Annotated in this window: 24 protein-coding genes; 11 read left to right on the top strand and 13 right to left on the bottom strand. The window is 66.0% G+C overall.

Annotated features, from left to right (window positions below):
* Nucleotides 1-3: 3 nt before the first annotated feature.
* The 5 genes from ACGRVM_RS10755 to cysQ all read right to left on the bottom strand — a co-directional run bounded on the left by ACGRVM_RS10755 (nt 4) and on the right by cysQ (nt 5847).
* Nucleotides 4-1704: a DUF5927 domain-containing protein gene (locus ACGRVM_RS10755; RefSeq protein WP_377171472.1), complete on the bottom strand. Its 1701-nt coding sequence runs from the start codon at nt 1702-1704 to the stop codon at nt 4-6.
* 34 nt (nt 1705-1738) lie between these two features.
* Nucleotides 1739-2725, bottom strand: coding sequence for a glycosyltransferase family 2 protein (locus tag ACGRVM_RS10750; RefSeq protein WP_377172451.1), 987 nt, complete (start codon nt 2723-2725; stop codon nt 1739-1741).
* A 175-nt stretch (nt 2726-2900) separates the two neighbouring features.
* Nucleotides 2901-3944, bottom strand: coding sequence for a glycosyltransferase family 2 protein (locus ACGRVM_RS10745; RefSeq protein ID WP_377171470.1), 1044 nt, complete (start codon nt 3942-3944; stop codon nt 2901-2903).
* Between the two features lie 67 nt (nt 3945-4011).
* On the bottom strand, nt 4012-4902 hold the full coding sequence (locus ACGRVM_RS10740; RefSeq protein ID WP_377171468.1) for a UTP--glucose-1-phosphate uridylyltransferase: 891 nt from the start codon (nt 4900-4902) through the stop codon (nt 4012-4014).
* Nucleotides 4903-5049: 147 nt separating this feature from the next.
* A complete protein-coding gene (cysQ, locus tag ACGRVM_RS10735) occupies nt 5050-5847 on the bottom strand; it encodes a 3'(2'),5'-bisphosphate nucleotidase CysQ (protein ID WP_377171465.1) in 798 nt (265 codons plus the stop codon).
* Between the two features lie 135 nt (nt 5848-5982).
* Here cysQ and ACGRVM_RS10730 point away from each other — a divergent pair, with 135 nt between their 5' ends.
* Nucleotides 5983-6804, top strand: a complete 822-nt coding sequence (locus ACGRVM_RS10730) for an ABC transporter permease (protein ID WP_377171463.1) — start codon at nt 5983-5985, stop codon at nt 6802-6804.
* A 6-nt stretch (nt 6805-6810) separates the two neighbouring features.
* Here the strand turns inward: ACGRVM_RS10730 and glmM are convergent, their stop codons facing one another.
* On the bottom strand, nt 6811-8154 hold the full coding sequence (gene glmM, locus ACGRVM_RS10725) for a phosphoglucosamine mutase (RefSeq protein ID WP_377171461.1): 1344 nt from the start codon (nt 8152-8154) through the stop codon (nt 6811-6813).
* Nucleotides 8155-8243: 89 nt separating this feature from the next.
* Here glmM and ACGRVM_RS10720 point away from each other — a divergent pair, with 89 nt between their 5' ends.
* Complete coding sequence (locus tag ACGRVM_RS10720) at nt 8244-8663, top strand: VanZ family protein (RefSeq protein ID WP_394624056.1); 420 nt, start codon at nt 8244-8246, stop codon at nt 8661-8663.
* On the opposite strand, the gene pncA is transcribed toward ACGRVM_RS10720, so the two are convergent.
* On the bottom strand, nt 8660-9262 hold the full coding sequence (gene pncA, locus ACGRVM_RS10715; RefSeq protein WP_377171457.1) for a bifunctional nicotinamidase/pyrazinamidase: 603 nt from the start codon (nt 9260-9262) through the stop codon (nt 8660-8662). The genes ACGRVM_RS10720 and pncA overlap by 4 nt on opposite strands.
* A 95-nt stretch (nt 9263-9357) precedes the next feature.
* Here pncA and trhO point away from each other — a divergent pair, with 95 nt between their 5' ends.
* Nucleotides 9358-10272 carry an oxygen-dependent tRNA uridine(34) hydroxylase TrhO gene (gene trhO, locus ACGRVM_RS10710; protein WP_377171455.1) on the top strand — a complete coding sequence of 305 codons (915 nt, stop codon included), beginning with the start codon at nt 9358-9360 and terminating at the stop codon, nt 10270-10272.
* Between the two features lie 262 nt (nt 10273-10534).
* Here the strand turns inward: trhO and ACGRVM_RS10705 are convergent, their stop codons facing one another.
* Nucleotides 10535-10762: a DUF1127 domain-containing protein gene (locus ACGRVM_RS10705; protein ID WP_377171453.1), complete on the bottom strand. Its 228-nt coding sequence runs from the start codon at nt 10760-10762 to the stop codon at nt 10535-10537.
* Nucleotides 10763-11033: 271 nt separating this feature from the next.
* Between ACGRVM_RS10705 and ACGRVM_RS10700 the strand changes: the two genes are divergently transcribed.
* On the top strand, nt 11034-12137 hold the full coding sequence (locus ACGRVM_RS10700; RefSeq protein ID WP_377171451.1) for an Mrp/NBP35 family ATP-binding protein: 1104 nt from the start codon (nt 11034-11036) through the stop codon (nt 12135-12137).
* A 57-nt stretch (nt 12138-12194) separates the two neighbouring features.
* Complete coding sequence (locus ACGRVM_RS10695; protein WP_377171449.1) at nt 12195-12596, top strand: DUF2177 family protein; 402 nt, start codon at nt 12195-12197, stop codon at nt 12594-12596.
* Here the strand turns inward: ACGRVM_RS10695 and ACGRVM_RS10690 are convergent.
* Nucleotides 12593-13087: a peptidoglycan-binding domain-containing protein gene (locus ACGRVM_RS10690; protein ID WP_377171447.1), complete on the bottom strand. Its 495-nt coding sequence runs from the start codon at nt 13085-13087 to the stop codon at nt 12593-12595. The two genes, ACGRVM_RS10695 and ACGRVM_RS10690, sit on opposite strands and share 4 nt — an antisense overlap.
* A 121-nt stretch (nt 13088-13208) precedes the next feature.
* Nucleotides 13209-13595 carry an OB-fold nucleic acid binding domain-containing protein gene (locus tag ACGRVM_RS10685; RefSeq protein ID WP_377171445.1) on the bottom strand — a complete coding sequence of 129 codons (387 nt, stop codon included), beginning with the start codon at nt 13593-13595 and terminating at the stop codon, nt 13209-13211.
* Between the two features lie 124 nt (nt 13596-13719).
* Between ACGRVM_RS10685 and ACGRVM_RS10680 the strand changes: the two genes are divergently transcribed.
* Nucleotides 13720-14043 (top strand): 2Fe-2S iron-sulfur cluster-binding protein, encoded by a 324-nt coding sequence (locus ACGRVM_RS10680; protein ID WP_377171443.1) that lies wholly within the window; start codon nt 13720-13722, stop codon nt 14041-14043.
* 35 nt (nt 14044-14078) lie between these two features.
* Entirely contained in the window at nt 14079-14834 is a 756-nt protein-coding gene (locus ACGRVM_RS10675; protein ID WP_377171441.1) for an FG-GAP repeat domain-containing protein, read from the top strand.
* 7 nt (nt 14835-14841) lie between these two features.
* Here the strand turns inward: ACGRVM_RS10675 and purD are convergent, their stop codons facing one another.
* Nucleotides 14842-16104: a phosphoribosylamine--glycine ligase gene (gene purD / locus ACGRVM_RS10670; RefSeq protein ID WP_377171439.1), complete on the bottom strand. Its 1263-nt coding sequence runs from the start codon at nt 16102-16104 to the stop codon at nt 14842-14844.
* A gap of 145 nt (nt 16105-16249) precedes the next feature.
* Here purD and ACGRVM_RS10665 point away from each other — a divergent pair, with 145 nt between their 5' ends.
* The 4 genes from ACGRVM_RS10665 (at nt 16250) to ACGRVM_RS10650 (ending at nt 20193) form a co-directional block, all read left to right on the top strand.
* A complete protein-coding gene (locus ACGRVM_RS10665; protein ID WP_377171437.1) occupies nt 16250-16810 on the top strand; it encodes a type 1 glutamine amidotransferase domain-containing protein in 561 nt (186 codons plus the stop codon).
* Between the two features lie 66 nt (nt 16811-16876).
* Nucleotides 16877-18430, top strand: a complete 1554-nt coding sequence (gene xseA / locus ACGRVM_RS10660; protein WP_377171435.1) for an exodeoxyribonuclease VII large subunit — start codon at nt 16877-16879, stop codon at nt 18428-18430.
* A gap of 139 nt (nt 18431-18569) precedes the next feature.
* The gene (locus tag ACGRVM_RS10655; protein ID WP_377171433.1) at nt 18570-19475 is read left to right on the top strand and encodes a LysR family transcriptional regulator; all 906 of its coding nucleotides are present in this window, start codon (nt 18570-18572) and stop codon (nt 19473-19475) included.
* A gap of 181 nt (nt 19476-19656) precedes the next feature.
* Entirely contained in the window at nt 19657-20193 is a 537-nt protein-coding gene (locus ACGRVM_RS10650) for an NADPH-dependent FMN reductase (protein WP_377171431.1), read from the top strand.
* A 4-nt stretch (nt 20194-20197) separates the two neighbouring features.
* Here ACGRVM_RS10650 and ACGRVM_RS10645 read toward each other — a convergent pair whose 3' ends face one another.
* Nucleotides 20198-21436 (bottom strand): NAD(P)/FAD-dependent oxidoreductase, encoded by a 1239-nt coding sequence (locus tag ACGRVM_RS10645; RefSeq protein ID WP_377171429.1) that lies wholly within the window; start codon nt 21434-21436, stop codon nt 20198-20200.
* Nucleotides 21437-21572: 136 nt separating this feature from the next.
* Nucleotides 21573-21698: a type B 50S ribosomal protein L36 gene (gene ykgO, locus ACGRVM_RS10640; RefSeq protein WP_005850168.1), complete on the bottom strand. Its 126-nt coding sequence runs from the start codon at nt 21696-21698 to the stop codon at nt 21573-21575.
* Nucleotides 21699-21741 lie beyond the last annotated feature (43 nt).

Here is a 21741-nt window from a genome sequence, read left to right as displayed (position 1 = left end):
GCGTCAGCGCACCAGATAGGGTTTGCGCTTGCTTGCCGGCGCCTCGTGAATGTCGTGGGCGACCGGGAAATTGCCCATGAGATAGGGGTGCATCCCCTGGTTCTTGAGGTTTTGCAGGAACTGGCCGAAACCGGCTAGATCGACCATTCTGGGCACTTCGGCAAGGCCGCGCTGCTGATGCTGCGGGCCGATCTCGTCGATGATGGTCTGCAGGGGCTCCATCGGCGCTTCGATGAATTCGGCCATGCTCCAGATGCGCACGCGCGCTTTCGTCCAGCTCGACCGCAGGATCTCGAGATATTTCGATTCGATCTGCTGGAGGCGGGCCGCCTCGCGCCGGATGTCGATGAAATTGCCGTTGGCCTGAAACAGCGGGATCGCCCAGGCGCCCGAGATGATCGAGATCTGTGCGTTCGGATCCTTGGCGATGTACCACTCGATCGCCTGATTGTCGCGCGGGCTGAACTGGAAGCATTGCCGCTCGCCGCGCGTATTCCAGATCAGGCTGGCGAGGAAGGCCTGAGGGTTGTAGTCGCGCAGCGCCGCGCTGTCGCTGAGCGCGCCGTTCACGACGCTCGCGCCCTCGCTGAACTCGGCCCGTTCGGGCGCGAAGATGTGTCCGTGGACCCGCGCCCCCGTCGCGCGGGCGAGCCACGGCTCGAAATTCTCGAAAAGCTCGGCGAAGCCCTGAAAGACGGAATACTGCGCCGAGGTCAGCCCGTTCTCGCGCGTCTCGACCGGGAAGCGGCTCTGCATGTAGAGGCCGGGCCGTCCGCGCGTGCGCCGCTCGACCGCCTTCGAGAAGATGCGGTCGATCTTGCCCGGGTTCGGCTCGGTCCGTTTCATCGCGCCGGCCTCGTCTGTCAGGAACGCGTCGTAGAGCCGGTTCGCGCGCGGCCAGATCTTGCGCGCGACAAAGCAGTCGGAGCGGCGCAGGAGTTGCAGATGATCGTCATAGAAGATGTGCGGCTTGCCCTGATAGTCGAATTTCGACAGCGTGAGCGACCGGCTCTCGATCTGGCGCGAATACTGACGCGCGAGGGTCTGAAAATAGCTCTCATCCGGGATCCAGACCTTCGAGAAATAGCGGTCATACGCGGGGCGCTCGGGATCGGACAGGATGGCCGAGAGCGTCTGGCGCGTCAGGCACCACCACTGGCTGCCCATATGCGGGACGATCCCGCCGGGGATCCGCCGCTTCATCCCGAGCTTGCGTTGCAGCGCGACATAGCGGTCGAAGAGAAAGCGATGGCGCCGCCACGAGAAGGGAAAGCGCAACGTGAACCGCTCGGCATCGAGGCCGCCGATTGTCCAGGGCACATCGGCGGTGGTTGCGCTCTCGATGAAATCCGTATTGGGGCGGGCGGCGAGGTAGTCGATCAGCTCCTGCACCGGACGGAGCGGAAGGCAGGAGCCGGAGGCGAGATAGACGTGCCGCACCTGCGGGAATTCGGAGAGCATCATTTCGGACGCGCTTTGCGACGCAGCGACGAGGCCCCATGTGCCCCATTCGCAGCGATGACGCTTGGAAAAGTGGATGTCGGGCAGATCGGCCAGCGCCTCGCGGAAGGCGCGATAGGTCTTGGCAGGGACCGAGAGATCGGCATGGATCACGAGCGGGCAACCCGCGGCCGACCAGTGACGGGCCACCTGCTCGGCGCGGCCGAGGGCGGTGTGGACCAGCATGACGATACCGACGCTCATCCCCGGACTGCTCCCGATGACTGGCCCGCGCGGATCATGCCCAGTTGCCCTTGGACATGAGGCCCAGAATTTCCAATTGGCGCCAGTTTATATATTTTTCCGACCATTTGCACCAAAGCTCTGGCTGCTCGGCCATGTTTTCCAAGTAAGCCTTGTATTCGAGAGACGCACGGTAATGCTGCCGGCGCTGCATCTCCTCTTCCGCCTTCTGCGTGAAGGTGTCGAGAAACTTGGCATGAAGCAGGACGCCGCTCGCTGTCTCGCCGCCCCATTCGTCATAAACGAGATTGAGGCCGCGCGGCAGAAGCATATGGGTCGAGCTGACATAGGCGTAGCGGCGGTTCCACTTGACCAGCGGGATCTTGTTGAGCGCCGGTGCCTTCTTGGGGTTGTCCTTGAAGAAGACGCGGGCGCGCGGGCCGCCCTGGATCCAAAGATTTCCGAATTTGTGGTTCTTCTCGATCATGTAATTGCCCGGATCGAACCACGCGGCGATCTCGAGCGGGTCCTGCCCGCGCCGATAGGGCACGGCATCGAGGCGCCCCTTGGGATACATGTCGAGCAGCATCGCGCCGAAGCTGCGCACGTTCGAGCCATCGAGCCAATCGGTTAGCGCGTGAATGGGGCGGGTGTCGCAGAAGGGATAGACGAAAAGCTCGTCCGGATCGACGACGAGCGTCCAGTGCCCGTGCCCGTATTTCGATTGCAGGCGGTTCAGCCAATCGACGCCGAACCGCGCATTGCGATAGCTCGCGGTGGTGTGCCAAAGCGACACGTCCGGCTGATCGGCAAGGTAGTCGCCGCCGCCATCGGTGCTGTCATTGTCCACGATCAGGAAATGATCGACACCCATGTTGCGGTAGTAATCAAGGAAATAGGGCAGGCGCACATTCTCGTCCCGGAGGGTCGAGAACAGAAGCACATCGCCCGGCGCGATCTTCGCCGTCCGATCGACCACGGGCCGCAGGGACAGCCCCTTGCGGAGCGAGCGCGCCTTGGCGTGCTTGCGGCGAAGGCGCATGCGGTACGATTGCAGAAACTTCACGACGGCCCTCCCCTTGTCCCTGCCTCGGGTTCAGCATAGGCGCCGAGGATTAAGGTTCTGTTGCCTCTTGTCCGACCTTTCCGGCGCATGCTGGGCGCAAGATAAGCTGTTGGCGCGCTTGGGTAAACGCTTATTGCGCCGTGCGGTCCTCTCATAGCCACGCCCCGCGCGACATGAGACCCAGCGCCTCGAGGTGCCGCCAGCCGCGATAGCGGGTGGAGCCGGGGCACCAGAGGTCCGGATCCTCGGTCAGCCGGTCGTAGTAGCTGTGGTAGAGCGCGGAATTGGCGAAATGCTCGCCGCGTGCCTTTTCCTCGGCGGATCGCTCCGTGACCATGTGCAGGAACTTGGTGTGGAGCAGCACGCCGCTCGCCAATTCGCCGCCCGTCTCGTCATAAACGTGGTTGAGGCGCCGCGGCAGCGCGGAATGGGCGGAGCTGACATAGGCGTATCTTCGGTCCCATTTCACGAGCGGCACCTTGCCCATCGTGGGGGCGCGGCGCGGCTCGGCGGCGAAGAACATGCGCGCGCGCGGCCCGCCCTGAATCCAGAGGTTCTGAAGTCTTTCCTGCTTCTGAATCATGTAGTTGCCGGCATCGAACCATGTCAGCACCTCACACGGATCCTGACCGGCCGCATAGGGCGCGGCGCTCAGCGGGCCCTTGGGATACATGTCGAGCATGAGCGCGCCGAAGGACGGCACGCTGCGCCGGTCGAGCCATTCGGTGAGCGCGGGCAGCGGGCGCGTGTCGTGATGCGGGTAGATCAGCAGCTCGTCAGCGTCGGCGGTGAGGCACCAATGGCCATGCGCGTGGCGCATTTGCAGCCAGGTCAGCCAATCCACCCCGAAACGCGAGAGCCGATAGCTATGAGCGGTGTGCCAGAGCGAGACATCGGGCTGATCGGCGAGATAGTCGCGGGTGCCGTCATCCGAAGCATTGTCCACGATCAGGAAATGATCGACCCCGAGCGCGCGGTGATGCTCGAGCCAATAGGGCAGCCGGATCGCTTCGTTCCTGACGGTCGAAAGGCCGAGGATCGCCCCCGGGCGGATCTGTCCGGTGCGGTCGGCCACCGCAGAGAGCTGCCGGCGCTTGCGGAAGCTGCGCAAGAGCAGGCGGCGCCGTTTCCAGCGCAGGCGGTACGCCATGCCGAGCGTCGCCGCCGCATCCCTGATCCGCGCGCCTTGGCTCATCCACGCTCCGCCTTGCCCCATCGGTGGAAGGATCGCGCCTGCGCGGCGCGAAGTCCAGATCGCCGGGCTAGGCCGGCACGGCCTGCAAGGCGAGATCGTTCAGAAACGCTTGCAGATCGTCGCGCAGATCGTCGCGTGCGAGGGCGAAGGCGACGGTCGCCTGGAGGAACCCCGCCTTCGAGCCGCAATCGTAGCGGTGCCCCTTGAAGCGGAAGCCATAGACCTCCTCGCCGCTGTTGCGCGCCTCCGCGATCGCATCGGTCAGTTGAATCTCGCCGCCCGCGCCGACCGTCTTCTTGTTCAGCATCTGGAGGACGGTGGGCGTGAGGATATAGCGGCCGATCACCGCGAGGTTCGATGGCTGCGTGCCGAAGGCGGGCTTCTCGACCATTCCCTTGGTCGAGACCAGCGCGCCCATGTCTTCCTTGATATCGAGGATGCCGTAGGCCGAAGCGCGGTCATCGGGCACATCCATCGCGGCTACGATATTGCTCTGGGTTTCGTCGAACGCCTCGACCATCTGTTGCAGGCAAGGCTTTTCCGCGGCGATCACGTCATCGGGAAGGATCACGGCGAAGGGCTCGTTCCCGATGAGACGGCGCGCGCACCAGACCGCGTGGCCGAGGCCGAGGGGCTTGTGCTGGCGCATGTAGGCGATCTCGCCCGAGTCCATGTTGGTCGATTTCAGGATATCGAGAAGCTCGGTCTTGCCCTTCTTGCGCAGCTCCCGCTCGAGCTGCGGAGCGTTGTCGAAATAATCCTCGAGCGCGCCCTTGCCGCGCGAGGTCACGAAGATGAATTCCTTGATGCCGGCGGCGCGCGCCTCGTCGATGGCGTATTGCACCAGCGGCCGGTCCACGAGCGTCATGATTTCCTTGGGAACCGATTTCGTCGCGGGCAGGAACCTTGTCCCAAGCCCGGCCACCGGAAAAATCGCCTTCGTCACTTTCGCCCGCATCGATGCCCTCTCAACTATATTTTTTTCTTCCTTATCTCACATCAAACGGCACCGCGCACGGTTTGCTGCAAGATCATGCCGAATATCGGGCCGAAAGGTTAAGATTTTTACCCAGTGCGGCATTGCGACAACGCCGCAGGGCCGCCCTCAGGGCAATTCGAGCTGGACCGCGGGGGCGTGCGCGATGAAAAACGGATTGGCATAGCCGGGCTTGCCATAAGTCAGCGGCGCGTGATCGTCGAAGCGCACCACGCGTCCACCAGCGCCGTTCAGGACGGCGTGACCGGCGGCGGTATCCCACTCCATTGTGCGCCCGACGCGCGGATAGAGATCGGCTTCGCCCGTGGCGACGAGGCAGAACTTGAGAGAGCTTCCCGCGCTTTTCATGTCCTTGACGGCATATTTCGCGATGTAGTCGTCCGTCGCCTGGTCGCGGTGCGATTTCGACGCGACGACCATCAGCGCGCCGTTATCGGGATCCGACACGCGTATCGGCGACTGCGGCCCCGGCGCAATCTTGGCGAGCGCGCCCGTCTCCTCGACGCTGCTGCCGTCGGGCAAGGTGTAGAACATGCGCTTCTTGGCGGGGGCATAGACGACGCCGCGCGTCGGCACACCCTTTTCCACCAGGGCGATATTGACGGTGAAGTCGCCGCGCCGATGCACGAATTCCTTCGTTCCGTCCAGAGGATCGACGATCAGGAAGGTCTCGGCTTCGACGGTGTGCGAGGCCGCCTGCTCTTCGGTCACCAGAGCCACGTCCGGAAACGCGGCGCGCAGCCCGGCGGAGATGAGGGCATCCGCGGCCTCGTCGGCGGCGGTCACGGGGCTGTCGTCGGATTTGGACTTCACGTCGAAATCGTCCTGACCGTAGATCTCCATGATCGCATCGCCCGCCTCGAGCGCGAGGCGCCGCATGACATCGGTGAGTTTCGCGTAATCCAAGGTGGGGTCTCCTTCGCTCGGGTCGGCTCGCCGTAACGCGGTGTTGCGGGACGGGGCTGCGCCCCTTATGGTCCGTCGCTAACGGAACGACAAGAAATCCGTGACACACCGGCAGGACCTCACAGGCGGCGCGCGATGTTCCAGCAAATGCATCACCGATCGAAACTGCACTCGGCGGTGTCCATCCTCGAGCTGATCTACCATTCGACGGTGCGCGAAGTGCGTAAGACGCATGGCAACGCGCTCATGGCGATCGGGCTGAACATCCTTCAGGCGCTGGTCTTCCTCGCGGCCTTCTACGTGATGTTCTCGATCCTCGGCCTTCGGGGCGCCGCGCTGCGCGGGGATTTTCTGCTCTACATCATGTCCGGGATCTTTCTCTTCCTGACGCATATCAAGGCGCTGGGCGCCGTGGTCGGCTCGGAAGGGCCGTCCTCTCCGATGATGAAGCACGCGCCGATGACGACGGCCATCTCGATCACCTCGGCGGCGCTCGGATCGCTCTACATCCAGGTGCTCTCGATGGCGCTCATCCTTTTCGCCTATCACGTCGCGGTCACGCCGTTCGAGGTCGAGTATCCCTTCCCCGCGATGGGCATGCTCCTTCTGTCATGGTTCACGGGTGCGGCGATCGGGCTGGTGCTTCTGGCGCTCAAGCCGTGGTTCCCGACCTTCGTTTCGACCTTCACCACCGTCTATCAGCGCGCGAACATGATCGCCTCGGGCAAGATGTTCGTCGCGAACATGCTGCCGGGATACATGCTGCGCATGTTCGATTGGAACCCGCTCTTTCATACGATCGATCAGGCGCGCGGCTTCGTCTTCGTCAATTATTCACCGAACAATTCGAACATCGAATATCCGATCATCGTGGCGATCACGCTGACCATGATCGGACTGATGGGCGAATTCTACACGCGCAGGCACGCCTCGAGCAGCTGGTATGCCCGGCGCTGAGGCCGCCTAGCCCGAGCGGCGCACCGCCTCGGCGATTGTGGCGACGACATCGCGCAGCATCGCCTCGTCCTCGCATTCGGCCATCACGCGGATCAGCGGCTCGGTACCCGACGCACGGATCAGAAGGCGGCCCTTGCCGGTGAGGCGCTTCTCCTGCTCGGCGATCACGGATTTGACCTCGGCATCGTCCAGAGGCGCGGTGCCGGCCTCCAGCTTCACATTCTCCAGAAGTTGCGGCACCGGATCGAAACTCTTGAGAAGCTGGCTTGCGGGTGCACCACAATTGGTCATCGCCGCGAGGAACTGGAGCGCGGCGACAAGGCCGTCGCCGGTCGTCGCGTGATCGCTCATGACGATATGGCCCGATTGCTCGCCGCCGAGGTTGAAGCCGCCGCTGCGCATCCGCTCGACGACATGGCGATCGCCCACCTTGGTGCGCTCGAGCCTGAGGCCGATCCCTTCGAGATACCGCTCGAGCCCGAGATTGGACATGACCGTCGCCACCAGCGCGCCACCGGCCAGCGTTCCCGCCTCGGCCCAGATGCGCGCGAAGAGGGCCATGATCTGATCGCCGTCCGCGACACGGCCCATCTCGTCGATGAGCACGATCCGGTCCGCATCGCCATCGAGGCAGATTCCCAGATCCGCGCCATGGCGCAGCACGGCTTCCGAGGCCGCGTCAGGTGCCGTCGATCCGCAGCCGAGATTGATGTTGTAGCCATCGGGCGAGACGCCGATTTCGATCACCTCGGCGCCCAGCTCCCAGAGCGCCTCGGGCGCGGCCTTGTAGGCGGCGCCGTTGGCGCAATCGAGAACGACCTTCAGCCCGGTCAGCCGGGTCGCGCGGGGAATCGTTGTCTTGGCATATTCGACATAGCGCCCCTTGCCGTCCTCGATGCGCTTGGCGCGGCCGATATTCATCGGCTTGGCGGGCTGTATCTCCCCGGCGAGGATCCGCTCGATCTCACCCTCGGCCTCGTCGCTCAGCTTGAAGCCGTCTGGCCCGAAGAACTTGATCCCGTTGTCGTGATGCGGATTATGGCTGGCCGAGATCATGATGCCGAGATCGGCGCGCATCGAGCGGGTGAGAAATCCGACGGCGGGCGTGGGCACGGGGCCGAGCAGCAGCACATTCATGCCGGTCGAGGTCAGGCCCGCGGTGAGCGCGTTCTCGAGCATGTAGCCCGATCGGCGCGTATCCTTGCCGATCACGACGCGGTGCCCGTTCGATCCGTCACGCCGGAAATGCCGACCTGCCGACGCGCCGATTCGCAGCGCCATGTCGGCGGTCATCGGAAAGGTGTTGGCGGTGCCGCGAATACCGTCCGTTCCGAAAATCTTGCGCGTCATGGCTGTCCCTTGTTTCCTGCCTTGCGGCCTCGCCTGCCTCTGCGGGCCGGGTTGCGTGGCGGTATAGCGATCTTGCGCCGACATGGCGAGTGGCTCTTGTCACTCGCGCGCGCTGGCGTCAGAACCGCCCGATCATGACCAAGACGCCCCATACCCCCGACGACGCCCGCCCGGGTACGCCTGCCGCGTCCCTCCCGATCGCCTGGTCGGTGACGTTTCTGATCGCGGCGGCGCTTCTGGCCGTGACGCTCAGCCCCGGCGTGCCGCAGATCGGCCCACCCGGCAGCGACAAATGGCAGCATGTCGCGGGCTTCGCCCTGCTGGCGCTCCCGCTCGGCTATGCGCGGCCGGGCTGGTGGCTGTGGATCATCGCGGGGGCAGGGGCGTTCGGCGGGGTGATCGAGCTCGTGCAGCCGCATGTGGGGCGCAGCGCCGAATGGGCCGATCTCGTGGCGGATGTCGCGGGCGCAGCGGCCGCCGCGATCACGATGCGGCTCGTGCGCGGCTAGGCGCCGACGAGGTGGGCGCCAGCCTCGCGCATTCCGGTCAGGGCCGCGTCCATCGAGCCGCCGACATCGATGCCGCGGCAGAGCGCGGTCTCGACGCTCACGTCATAGCCCAGCCGCGCGGCGTCCACGGCCGAAAAGTTCACGCAAAAATCGAGCGCAAGGCCGACCATCGTGAGATGCGTGATGCCGCGCTCCGTCAGATAGCCGTGCAGGCCGGTGGGTGTTTCGCGGTCGTTCTCGAAGAAGGCCGAATAGCTGTCGATCGCGGGATTGGCGCCCTTGCGCAGGACCAAGTCCGCCCGATCGATGCTCAGCCCCGCGTGAAAGCGCGCGCCCTCGCTGCCTTGCACGCAGTGATCGGGCCAGAGCACCTGCCGCCCGTAAGGCATGTCGATCACGTCGAGCGGCGCCGCGCCGGGATGGCTCGAGGCGAAGGAGGAATGGCCCGCCGGGTGCCAGTCCTGCGTCAGCACGACTGTGCCGAAATCGGCCGTGCGCGCGTTGATTCCCTCGACGATCTCGTCGCCGCCCGTCACGGCGAGCGCGCCGCCGGGGCAGAAATCCATCTGCATGTCGATCACGATGAGGGCATGGGTCATGGGCGTCTCCTCCGTCCCATGGGTAGGCGCGGGGGCTGGCGGCGTCAACGATGCGGCCCTTGCCGCGCGGCGCACGAGGGCGTAAATCGCGGCGCATGTACACCATCGCCGCGCTCTATCACTTCTGCCGCCTGCCCGATCCCGCCGCCTTGCAGGGCCCGCTCCTCGAGCTTTGCCGTGCGAAGGGGATCACCGGATCGCTCATCCTTGCCGAGGAGGGTGTCAACGGCACCATCGCCGGCCCGCGTGAGGGCATCGACGCAGTTCTGGCGCATCTGCGCGGCTGGCCGGGCTGCGAGGCGCTCGAGCACAAGGAAAGCACGCGCGCGCTTCAGCCCTTCGGCAGGCTTAAGGTGCGCCTCAAGCGCGAGATCGTGACGATGGGCCAGCCCGATGTCGATCCGCGCGCCCGCGCCGGGCATTACGTCGCGCCCGCCGATTGGAACGCGCTCATCGCTGCGCCCGATGTCGCGGTGATCGACACCCGCAACGATTACGAAGTGGCCATCGGCACGTTTCAAGGCGCTATCGACCCGCAGACCGCCAGCTTCCGCGACTTTCCCGCGTGGTGGGAGGAGAACAGGCACCGCTTTCACAACAAGCGGATCGCGATGTTCTGCACCGGCGGCATCCGCTGCGAGAAATCGACGAACTATCTGCTGGGGCAGGGGGTCGAGGAGGTCTATCACCTCAAGGGCGGCATCCTGAAATATCTCGAGGAGATCCCCGAGGCCGAGAGTGCCTGGCAGGGCGAATGCTTCGTCTTCGACGGGCGCGTCTCGGTCGGCCACGGCCTCGCCGAGGGGCCGCATCTGCTCTGCCATGCCTGCCGCCGCCCGATCCTGCCCGAGGACATGCAGCGCCTCGAATACGAGCAGGGCGTCTCCTGTCACCATTGCAAGAACGAGACGAGCGAGGCGGACAAGACGCGCTTTCGCGAGCGTCAGAAACAGATCGCTCTGGCCGAGGCGCGCGGCGAGCGCCACATGCTCAACATCCCCGAAGGCTGACCGACGGCGGCGCGTGCGCCCCTGTCTTCATCTTGGCTCAAATACTCATCCCTCGAATGCAAGGAACCGGCGCCGCCCTGATCGGGGCGCGCCGGTTCTCGGTCGTCTCATCATGACAGGCCGCCCCGCGTTGGGGCGGTAGGTTAGCGGCGGCCCCCAGGGAGGAGGAGAGGGGCCGCCGCCATGCCCGGATGCCTTTGGGAGGAGGAGTGAGGCATCCGGATCCGGTGTCGCCGGCGCCGCTTGGCGCGCGGCGGAAAACTCAGCGCTGGTGGCGCGTGCCGTAGACTGCCTGCCAAGCGTGGCTGGGGATGGTGCTGCGGCTCAGGCCCAGATCGGCCAGCTCGTGATCGTTCAGATCCGACAGTGCGCTGACGGTCTGGCGATAGGCGCGGCGGCGGGCCATCTTGTTCTTCATGTCGTTGAATGCGGCCGCGAGGCTGTGACCTGCGGTGGCGCGACCGGCATGGGCGTGCGATGCATAGCTCATGTTATGTTCCTTCGTGTGTTTCGAGCGGCTCGGGCCGTCCGATCTGCGGATCGGCCTCGGCGCTCGTTCTGGTGTTCGTTTCTGGGCCTTACATACGGCGTTGCTGCGTCTGCACAATCCCGAGCTTGCACAATGCTGCTATGCAGAAAATGCATAAGTAAACGTGACCTAACGTCATGATATTTTCAGGTTTTTGTGCTGCTTGACCGATCGCCCTTGTCGCGGCCCGGAAAATCGCCACCTATGGACAAGGGAAATTCAGGAGGGGTTCATGACCGTCACGCGCAGCGATATCGAAGCAGAGCTGGCCCGCATTCAGCTTCCGGATGGCGGCGATCTGATGTCGCGCGACTGGGTGCGCGCGCTGAGCGTCGAGGGCGGCGCCGTGCGTTTCGTGATCGAGGCGCCGAGCCCCGAAATCGCCCGCCAGATCGAGAACGTCCGCGCCGCCGCCGAGCGCGCCGTTGCGACCTTGCCGGGCGTCACCACCGTCTCGGCCGCGCTCACCGCGCATGGGCCCGCCGCCAAGGCGCCGCCGCAACCCGCGGGTCCGGCCGGAGGCCAGGAGCCGCCCAGCCTCAAGATCGGGGGGCATCCCAAGCCGCAGCAAGGCTCGATGAAGCCGGCGAGCGTCAAGTCCATCCTCGCCGTCGGCTCGGGCAAGGGGGGCGTGGGCAAGTCGACCGTTTCGTCGAACCTCGCCGTGGCGCTGGCGCGGGCGGGCAAGAAGGTGGGCCTGCTCGACGCCGATATCTACGGTCCCAGCCAGCCGCGCATGATGGGTGTGTCGAAACGTCCCGCCAGCCCGGACGGCAAGACGATCGAGCCTTTGCACGCGCATGGCGTCACGCTCATGTCGATCGGGCTCATGCTCGATCCGGCCAAGGCGGTCGTTTGGCGCGGGCCGATGCTCATGGGCGCGCTACAGCAGATGATCTCTCAGGTGAACTGGGGCGAGCTGGATGTTCTGATCGTCGATCTGCCGCCGGGAACCGGCGATGTGCAGTTGACGCTCTGCCAGAAGGCCGAGCCTTCGGGCGCCATCATCGTGTCCACCCCGCAGGACGTGGCGCTTCTCGACGCGCGCAAGGCGATGGACATGTTCGCGACGCTCAAGACGCCGATCCTCGGCATGATCGAGAACATGAGCACCTATGTCTGTCCGAAATGCGGGCATGAAGAACAGATCTTCGGGCATGGGGGCGTCAAGGCGGAGGCCGAGGCGATGGACCTTCCCTTCCTCGGCTCGCTGCCCATCGATCTCGACACCCGGATGGCGGGGGATTCTGGCACGCCCATCGCCGCCGGGGACAGCGCGGCGGCCAAGGCCTATGCGGCCCTCGCCGAGCGGCTGATTCAGGGCGGGATCGTCTGAGGCCGAACCAAAGGCCCTGTCGCGGCGTTGAGGCATGACTTTCAAACGGAGCATTTCATGACCGTCCTCATCCTCTACGTCGCGTCCTTCGTGGTCTTTCTCGGCCTCGACTACATCGCGCTCACCTACCTCATCAAACCGACCTTCGAGAAGGATATCGCGCCGCTTTTGCTCGACAGCCCCCGGATCGGGCCGGCGGTGGTGTTCTATGCCTTCTATGTCGGTGTGCTCTTGTGGTTCGTGAGCTGGCCCGCCTTGCAGGACGGCAAATCGCTGCTCTGGGTGTTCGCGTCCGGCGCGCTCATCGGCGCCATGGCCTACGGGACCTACGAGTTCACCAACCTCGCCACGCTCAAGGACTGGACATGGCGCATGGTGGCGACCGATTTTACCTGGGGCACGTTCCTCACAGGCACATCGGCCACGGCGGGCGTCGCGATCACGCGCGCGCTGACCTAGCTCTCGCTCTCGGGCAACTCCACGGCGACGAGGCCCAGCTTGCGCGCGGCGGCGATCGACAGGATGCCGCTGTCGAGCCCATCGGGCACCTGGTAGCTGCGCACGGCGGCGCGGGTGCGGGCATCCATCTCGCCCGTGATCGCGCCGCGATAGAGCGTGCGGGCCTTCAGCGCGCGTTGCAGCGACGAGACGAAATCGGGCGTGAGATCGGCCGGGCAGGGGGTTTCGAACCAAGTCACCTGCCGCTCTGTCACGATTTGCTGGCGCGTCTCCGTGCGGTAGATCGCGGGCTGCGTGACGGTGCCGTCGGCCAAGACCTCAGGGGGCTGGATCAGGACCTGATCGGTCACCGTCTCGATCACGGCGGGCGTGACCACCTTTCCCCAGCAGGTGCCGGGGGAGGCGCCGGGGGGCGCCTCGGCCAGGGTCTGCACGAGGTTCGGCTCGCGCGCGCCGGAAAGAGGCGCGGTGCAGGCGGCCAGCGCCGTCATTGCCAGCAAGGGTAGGATGCGGGGGATCACTGCGCGGGCCTCGAATGACGGTCTTGTGCCGGGTTTCGCGCAAGATAGACGCTTTTTCCCGGGCGGGAAAGGCGGGCCGCGTGCGGCGGTCTCAAACTGCCGATGCAGGGTCCAGAAGGCTGTCGAGCATCGCTGATATGTCCTCGATCTCTTCGGCGATGACGTGGGTGACGCCATGATCGCGCTGCACCCGTCCCGTGACGCGCAAGAGCCGCCCCGAGATCACGGCGCGCCTGTAGGTCTCGTACATCTTGCGCCAGACGATCACGTTCACCACGCCCGTCTCGTCCTCGAGCGTGAGAAAGATCACGCCTTTCGCCGTGCCGGGCCGCTGGCGCAGGATCACGATGCCTGCCACCGTCACTCGCGCGCCGCTGGGCGGCTGACCCAGCCGGGCGGCGACCAGCGCCGAGGGCGGGCGCGGCCAGTCCGCAACGGGGGCGCTGCCCGGGGCAGGGGAATGTGCGTGATTCTGCATGGAACGAAAATAGAACAAACGGGAGTTGGCGCAACTCTTTACCGAAGGAATGCGCGAATCTTCTGGTCTGGGCGACATGAGGCCGCTAGGTAATCGGCAGCGCCAGAAAAGGGAGTTCGCGAGCATGGCCAAGATCACCTATATCGAGCATAACGGGACCAAGCACGAGGTCGACGTGCCCAACGGCCTGACCGTGATGGAAGGCGCGCGCGACAACAACATTCCGGGCATCGAGGCCGATTGCGGTGGCGCCTGCGCCTGCTCGACCTGCCATGTTTACGTGGATCCCGCGTGGGTCGAGAAAGTGCCGGCCAAGGACGACATGGAAGAGGACATGCTCGACTTCGCGTATGAGCCCGATCCCGTCCGCTCGCGTCTGACTTGCCAGATCAAGGTGACGGACGAGCTTGACGGCCTCGTCGTTCAGATGCCCGAAAAGCAGATCTGAAGATGGCGGGGGCGCGGCGTCCTGCCTCGCGCCCCTTGCGACGCGCCGCCCGCCGCGCGTGGGCGCTGCTGTGCCTCTGGCTGGCCGGAGCGGCGCCCGCCCTGTCGGGGCCCCGCGCCTGCGTGACGGACTGGCAGACCGTCGGCGAGGTTTGCCTCGTCCGTGATCCATCGGGGCCGGTCTATGGCCATGATGTTCTGGGCGACGTGCCCGAGTGGCATTTCCTGAGCCTTACATCCCCTGATCCTCTCCGTCCTCCGGTGCGCCTGCGCCAGCCCGGCCATATCTTCGAGGATATCGCGCCGCGCTTTGCGGATGTGACGGGGGACGGGTTTCCCGAGGTGATCGCCGTGCAAGCCGACTTCGAGCGTGGCGCGCGGCTCGCCGTTTTCTCCGCCGAGGGAGGCACCCTGCGTCTTCTGGCGGCAACGCCCCATATCGGGCAGCGTCATCGCTGGCTCGCCGTGGTCGGGATTGCGGACATGGACGGCGACGGCGCGGTGGAGCTGGCCTATATCGACCGCCCGCATCTCGCCAAGCGGCTGCGCGTGTGGCGCTGGCAAGAGGGCGGGCTGAGCCATGTTGCCGATATGGACGGGCTCACGAACCACCGCATCGGATGGAATTACATCGCCGGAGGCTGGCGCGCCTGCTCGGGCGAGATGATCCTCGCGAGCGCCGATTGGACGCACATCAGGGCCATTTCCTTGCGCGGCGGCAGGCTCGAGGCCGCGGATCTCGGGCCGCTCGGGCCGGAGGGCCTTGCCCCCGCGCTTCGCTGCCCCGGCTGAGGCCGCGTCAGAGCGCGCGCCAGCCGATGTCGCGGCGGCAGAAGCCCTCGGGCCAATCAATGCGATCAACCATCCCATAGGCGCGGTCCGCAGCTTCGCGCAGGGACGCGCCGCGCGCGGTGACGTTGAGCACGCGCCCGCCGGACGCGGTGATCTTGCCGTCCTTCGCGGCCGTGCCCGCATGAAAGACCATGTTGAAGCTGTCGGCGGGGCAGGCCTCCAGCCCGCCGATCACGCTGCCCTTCGCGTAATCGCTTGGATAGCCCTCGGCGGCCATCACCACCGTCAGCGCGTGATCGTCGGCCCAGTTGACCTGCGCGCCCGCCAGCCGCCCCTCGGCGGCGGCGTGCATCAGATCGAAGGCCTGCGCGCCGAGGCGCATCATCAGAACCTGGCATTCGGGATCGCCGAACCGCACGTTGTATTCCACGAGGCGCGGCTGGCCGTTTTCGATCATGAGGCCCGCGTAGAGAACGCCCTGAAACGGCATCCCGCGCCGCGCCATTTCCTCGACGCAGGGGCGCACGATGCGGTCCATCGCAAGGGCCTCGATCTCGGGCGTCAGAACCGGCGCGGGCGAATAGGCGCCCATGCCGCCGGTATTGGGTCCGGTGTCGCCCTCGCCGACGCGCTTGTGATCCTGCGCGGATCCGATGGAGAGGATCTCGGTCCCGTCGCAGAGCACGAAGAGCGATGCCTCCTCGCCCGTCATGAACTCCTCGATGACCACCTCGGCGCCCGCGCCGCCGAAGGCACCGCCGAACATGTCGTCGATGGCGGCCTGCGCCTCGGCCACCGTCTCGGCGATGATGACGCCCTTGCCGGCGGCGAGACCGTCGGCCTTGATGACGATGGGCGCGCCTTGGGTCGCGACATGGTCGCGCGCGGCGGCGGCATCGGTGAAATGCGCGTAGGCGGCGGTCGGGGCCTCGGCGGCGTCGCAGATCTGCTTGGTGAAACTTTTCGACGCCTCGAGCTGCGCCGCGGCGGCGGAGGGGCCGAAGGTCAGGATGCCCGCCTCGCGCAGCCGGTCGGCCACGCCGGCGGCGAGCGGCGCCTCGGGGCCGATGATGACGAAGTCGATGGCCTCTTCCTCGGCGAAGGTCGCCACCGCGCCCGCATCCATGATGTCGAGGCTTGCGCATTCCGCGATGGCGGCGATGCCCGCATTGCCGGGCGCCACGATCAGGCGGTCGCATTTCGGGTTTTGCAGAACGGCCCAGGCCAGGCTGTGCTCGCGTCCGCCGCTGCCGAGGATCAAGATATTCATGCCGCTCTCCCGTTTATGCGCCATCCGTTCAATAGGGGCATGGCGGCGCGCAGACAAGCGGATCGGCGCGCATCATGTGATGGAACAGCGGGGGGTGCGGCGCGTTGTGCCTTCAGTCACCATGGAACATGGAAAGGAACACGAAATGGCCGATATTTCCGACCGCAAGATCGCAATTCTCGCAACCAACGGGTTCGAGCAATCGGAGCTGGAAGAGCCGCTCAAGGCCCTGAAGGATGCCGGGGCGACCGTCCACGTCATTGCGCCCGAGGGCGGCGAAATCCGTGGCTGGTCCGGCGATGACTGGGGCACCAACGTGGCTGTCGATCACACGCTCGACGCCGTCAAATCCGCAGATTACGACGCGCTCGTGCTGCCGGGCGGGCAGATCAATCCCGATATCCTGCGCGCGAACAAGGATGCCGTCGAATTCGTGCATGCCTTCTGGTGCGCGAAAAAGCCCATCGGCGCTATCTGCCATGCGCCTTGGCTCCTGATCGAGGCCGGGATCGTCGATGGCCGCCGCGTGACCTCGTATCATTCGATCCGCAAGGACGTCGAGAATGCCGGCGGCAAGTGGGAGGACAGCGACGTCGTCTGCGATCAGGCGCTCGTCACCAGCCGCAGCCCCGACGATCTGCCCGCGTTCAACGCCAAGCTGATCGAGGAAATCGCCGAGGGCAAGCACCGTTCGCGGGCGGCCTGACCAATGATGCGCGGCGCACATGCCGCGCATCTTTTCAAGCGCGCCGGGATCGGGCATTGATGAGGCATGTCAGACCTCATCGACGATCCCGATCCCGGCGACAACGCGCCCGAATTCTCGGTCTCGGACCTTTCGGGCGCGATCAAACGTCTCATTGAAGGCGAGTTCTCCTTCGTCCGGGTCAAGGGCGAGATCGGCCGTGTCTCGCGGCCGAAATCGGGGCATATCTATCTCGATCTGAAGGATGACCGCGCGGTCATCAACGGGATCATCTGGAAGGGCGTTGCGGGGCGTCTGCCGGTCCAGCCCGAGGAAGGGATGGAGGTGGTCGCCACCGGGCGCTTGACGACCTTCCCCGGGCAATCGCGCTATCAGATCATCATAGAGGACATCAAACCGGCGGGTGCGGGCGCGCTCATGGCGATGCTGGAGCGGCGCAAGGCGGCGCTCGCCGCCGAGGGCCTCTTCGATGCCGGGCGCAAGCGCGCCTTGCCCTATCTTCCCGACATCATCGGCGTCGTCACCTCGCCCTCGGGCGCGGTGATCCGCGATATCCTGCACCGTCTGCGCGACCGTTTTCCGCGCAAGGTGCTCATCTGGCCCGTTGCCGTCCAAGGCGAGCGATGCGCGCCCGAGGTCGTGCGGGCCATCGAGGGGTTCAACGCGATGACGCCCGGTGGCGCGATGCCCCGGCCCGATCTCATCATCGTCGCGCGCGGGGGGGGCTCGATCGAGGATCTGTGGGGCTTCAACGAGGAATCGGTGGTTCGTGCGGCGGCGGCGAGCGAGATCCCCCTCATTTCAGCCGTGGGGCACGAGACCGATACGACACTGATCGACTTCGCTTCGGACAAGCGCGCGCCGACGCCTACGGCGGCGGCGGAACTCGCGGTGCCGGTGCGGCTCGATCTGCTGGCATGGCTCGACGGGCTGGAAGGGCGGCTCATCCGCTCGCTCGGCAGCGGGGTCGCCCAGCGCGGCCAGCGCCTGCGGGATCTGGTCCGCGCCCTGCCCCGGCCCGAGACGCTTCTCGACAGCCCGCGCCAGAAGCTCGATGTCTGGGGCGACCGACTGCCTGCGGCGCTGATCCGCGGCGTGCAGCTGCGCCGCGTTGCGCTGTCGGAGGCCGGGGGCGCGCTGCGCCCCGGCGTGCTGCGCCGCATGATCGAAAGCGATACACGGCGACTGGCGGCGGCAAGTGAGCGGATGGGCGGCGCGTTGCAGCGCCGCACCCGTGACGACCGGCGGCGTTTCGATGCGCTGGCGCAGAGACTGGCCGCACGCGCGCCGGACGAAGGCGTGGCGGCGCGGCGCGATCAGATGGACCGGCTCGGTCAGCGCCTCTCGGCGGCCGGGCAGCGGCAAGTGAGCGGCTGGGCCGATCGCATCGCGTCGCTCGACCGTCTACGCGAGACGCTGGGCTACAAGGCGACGCTCGCGCGCGGCTATGCGGTGGTGCGCGGCGATGGCGCGCTCGTGACGAGCCGCAAGGCCGCCAAGGCGGCCAGTGCGCTCGAGATCGAGTTCGCGGACGGGCGGATCAGCCTCGGCGACGCCGCGCCCGCCCCAAGAAAAAAGGCCGACAAGCCCGCTCCGCCGGGGCAAGGGAGCCTCTTCTAGCATCCACGAACTGGCGCCCGCGTGTTTCGCAGCCGCGAACGATGCGCGACAAAACCCCGATATTGTCCAGCGCGCGCCAAGTTTGCGCCCAGATTGCCCCGCATACCTGCCTTCAAGAAATCGACGGAAGGATGCGCGAATGGATCGCCTCACCGAAATGGAAGCCTTCGCCACCGTGGTGGATCAGGGCGGCTTTACCGATGCGGCCCGCAAGATGGGAATCTCGAAATCGGCCGTGTCCAAGCACGTCTCGTCCCTCGAGGCGCGGCTGGGCGCGCGCTTGCTCAACCGCACGACGCGCCGGGTCAGCCCGACCGAGATCGGGCTTGCCTATTACGACCGCGCCCTCCGCGTTCTCAACGACGCGGGCGAGGCCGACGCGCTGGTGAGCTCGATGCAGAGCGATCCCTCGGGCCTTCTGCGGATCAGCGTCGCCACCGATTTCGGTGTGAACCATCTCAGCCCGGTGCTCGGCACGTTCCTCGACGAATTCCCCGAGATCACCGTGAACATGGTACTCAACAACCGCTATGTGGAGCTCATTTCCGAAGGCTTCGACATGGCCATCCGCATCGGCGAGCTGGAGGACAGCACCCTGCGCGCGCGCAAGCTGACCGAGACGACGAAGCGCATGATCGCCTCGCCGGGCTATCTGGCCAAATACGGGCGGCCCGCCAAGATCGACGATCTGAACGAGCACAAGCTGCTGCATTATTCCAGCCAGGCGGGCGGGTCGGTGTGGAAGCTGACGGCGCCCTCGGGCGAGAAGCGCCAGGTGCGCACCGCCGGCGGGCTTTCGGTCAATGACGGTCAGTCGCTCCTCAATGCCGCCATTTCCGGCCTCGGGATCGCCTATCTGCCCAGCTATCTTTACGCAGGCGCGATGGAGAAGGGCCTTGTAGAGGACGTGATTCCCGATCTGCCGGTCGAGACACAGGGCATCTATGCGGTCTATCCGCCGGGCCGCTTCACGCAGCCCAAGGTGCGCGCCTTCATCGACTTTCTTGTCCATTCCTTCGCGGACAAGGGCCCTACCGCCTGGTGACGCGGCCCTCGGCTTTCGACTTCCTGCATGCCGGAAACGGCCACCTGTCCCGGACGCCCCTCCCGCGTCCGGGACTTTTTGTTGCGCCGTTTCGCACAATTTCTGTGCATTGGCGTGCCTTGCCTCGCGCCTCGAGCGGCGCAAGTAAGGGGCAACGCAACTTACCCCGAGGAATGACCCCATGACCAAACCCGTTCTGCTGACCCTCTCCGGCTCGCTGCGCAAGGCGTCCTTCAACCGCATGCTCGTCGCCGAGGCGGCGCGCGCCTATGGCGATGCGGAGGTGATCGAGGGCGATCTGAACCTGCCGCTCTATGACGGCGATGTCGAGGACGAGGGCGTTCCGGCCCCGGTCCAGACGCTGATCGATCAGGTCCGCCGCGCCGATGCGCTCGTCATAGGCTCGCCCGAATACAACAAGGGCATCTCCGGCGTGCTGAAGAACGCGATCGATTGGCTGAGCCGTGCCAAGCCCAACGTGCTGGCCGACAAGAAGGCGGTGATCCTTTCCGCCGCTGCTGGCCGCACGGGTGGCGAGACCGGGCATTTCATGACGCATTCGATCCTGACGCAGCTTCAGGTCAACGTGATTCACGGCCCGCTCATCCTCGTGGCCGCGGCGCATAACGAGTTCGGCGAGGATGGACGGCTCAAGAACGAGTTTCTGAGCGGCCAGATCGCCGACCGCATGGCGCGGCTGCGCGAAGAGCTGGGCTGAAAGCTCAGCCGAAGCGGTTCGCGCCGAAGGCCTCGAGTTCGGCATTGCCGCCGCCACCGATAAGCCCGGCGATCCAGCGGCCCGTCTTGGGGCCGCCGGTCAGCCCGACATGCTGGTGGCCGAACGCGGCATAGACGCCGCTCGCGCCGATCTGGCCGATCATCGGCAGGCTGTCGGGGGTGGAGGGGCGAAACCCCATCCACTCCTCGACGCTCTCATATTCAAGGGCCGGAAACATCTTGGCCACGTTGCGCCGCAAAAGCTCGATCGGCCCACGCGAGATGGCGGGTGCGGTGCCGCCGAGCTCCACCATGCCCGCGCAGCGCAGCCCCTGCGCCATCGGGTTCACCGCGAATTTGCCGCTCGTCATCATGAGCGGCATGCGCGGCATCTGCGAGGGGTTCTTGAATTCGAGGTGAAAGCCCCGCTCGGCCACCAGCGGAACCTTCAGCCCCAGCTTGCGCGCCAGCCCCTCTGACCAGATCCCCGCCGCCAGCACGGCGGCATCGCAAGGCAGCGGGCCCTGATCCGTCACGATTTCGGTGATGCGCCCGTCCTCGAGCGTGACGTCACGCATCTCGGCGCGGCGATACGTTCCGCCTTCTTCCTCCAGCACCTTCGCCAGATCGGCCATGTAGGCGCCCGGATTGGTGACATGCCCATGCCCGCGGAGCCGCACGAGGCAGCCCGTCGCGGTGCCCAGCATCGGCTCGACCTCGCGGACGGCCGCGCCTTCGATCACCTCGGGCGTATACCCGGCGGCGCGGCGCAAGGCCCAGCCATAGGCATCCTTGTCATAGGCCGCGCGGTCGGCATAGGCCCAGCCGAAGTCGCTCGACGCGATCCAGCGCTCGGCCCGCGTGCCGCGCGCCAGGGCCCGGTGCTGATCGACGGAACCGTGCAGCAGCTGCGAGAGCGCGGCAGAGATGCCGCGCGTGCGCGTGTCCGAGGAATTGCGCAGGAACTCCGCAAGCCAGGGTACGAGGCGCGGCAGCTGGGACCACTGGATCGACAGGGGCGCATCGCGGGACAAAAGGTACTTGAGACCGGTCCAGCCGATGCCCGGCCCGCTGACCGGCACGACCGCCCATTCCGCCAGAAGCCCAGCATTGCCATAGGACGCGCCCGCGCCGGGGCCGTCCTTGTCGATCAGGGTGACGTCATGCCCCGCGCGCCTCAGCCAGATGGCGGAGGACAGTCCGCAGATGCCTGCGCCGATGACGATGATCTGTTGCGCGCGCATGGCCGGCACTCCGTTGCTCGCGGCCAGCTAAGCCGGATTTCGGCGCGTCGGCAAGGCCGCGCGCACAACGAAAAACCCCGCCCTGCCGGGGCAGGACGGGGTTGATAAGCGTGCCGCCGAGGCGGCGCGTGCCGGCTCAGCCCTGGCGGGCCTTGAAGCGGCGCTGGGTCTTGTTGATCACGTAGACGCGGCCTTTGCGGCGCACGACGCGGCAGTCCCGGTGCCGGTTCTTGAGCGAGCGGAGCGAGTTGCGAACTTTCATCGTTCATCTCCTGTCTGTCGCGGCGCGGGCCAGCGCCTGGGGT

The sequence above is a fragment of the Roseovarius aquimarinus genome, assembly GCF_043661195.1.
GTDB classification, from domain to species: domain Bacteria; phylum Pseudomonadota; class Alphaproteobacteria; order Rhodobacterales; family Rhodobacteraceae; genus Roseovarius; species Roseovarius aquimarinus.
The sequence above is the reverse complement of the archived record's forward strand: the minus strand, read 5'-3'. Positions and strand labels throughout refer to the sequence as shown.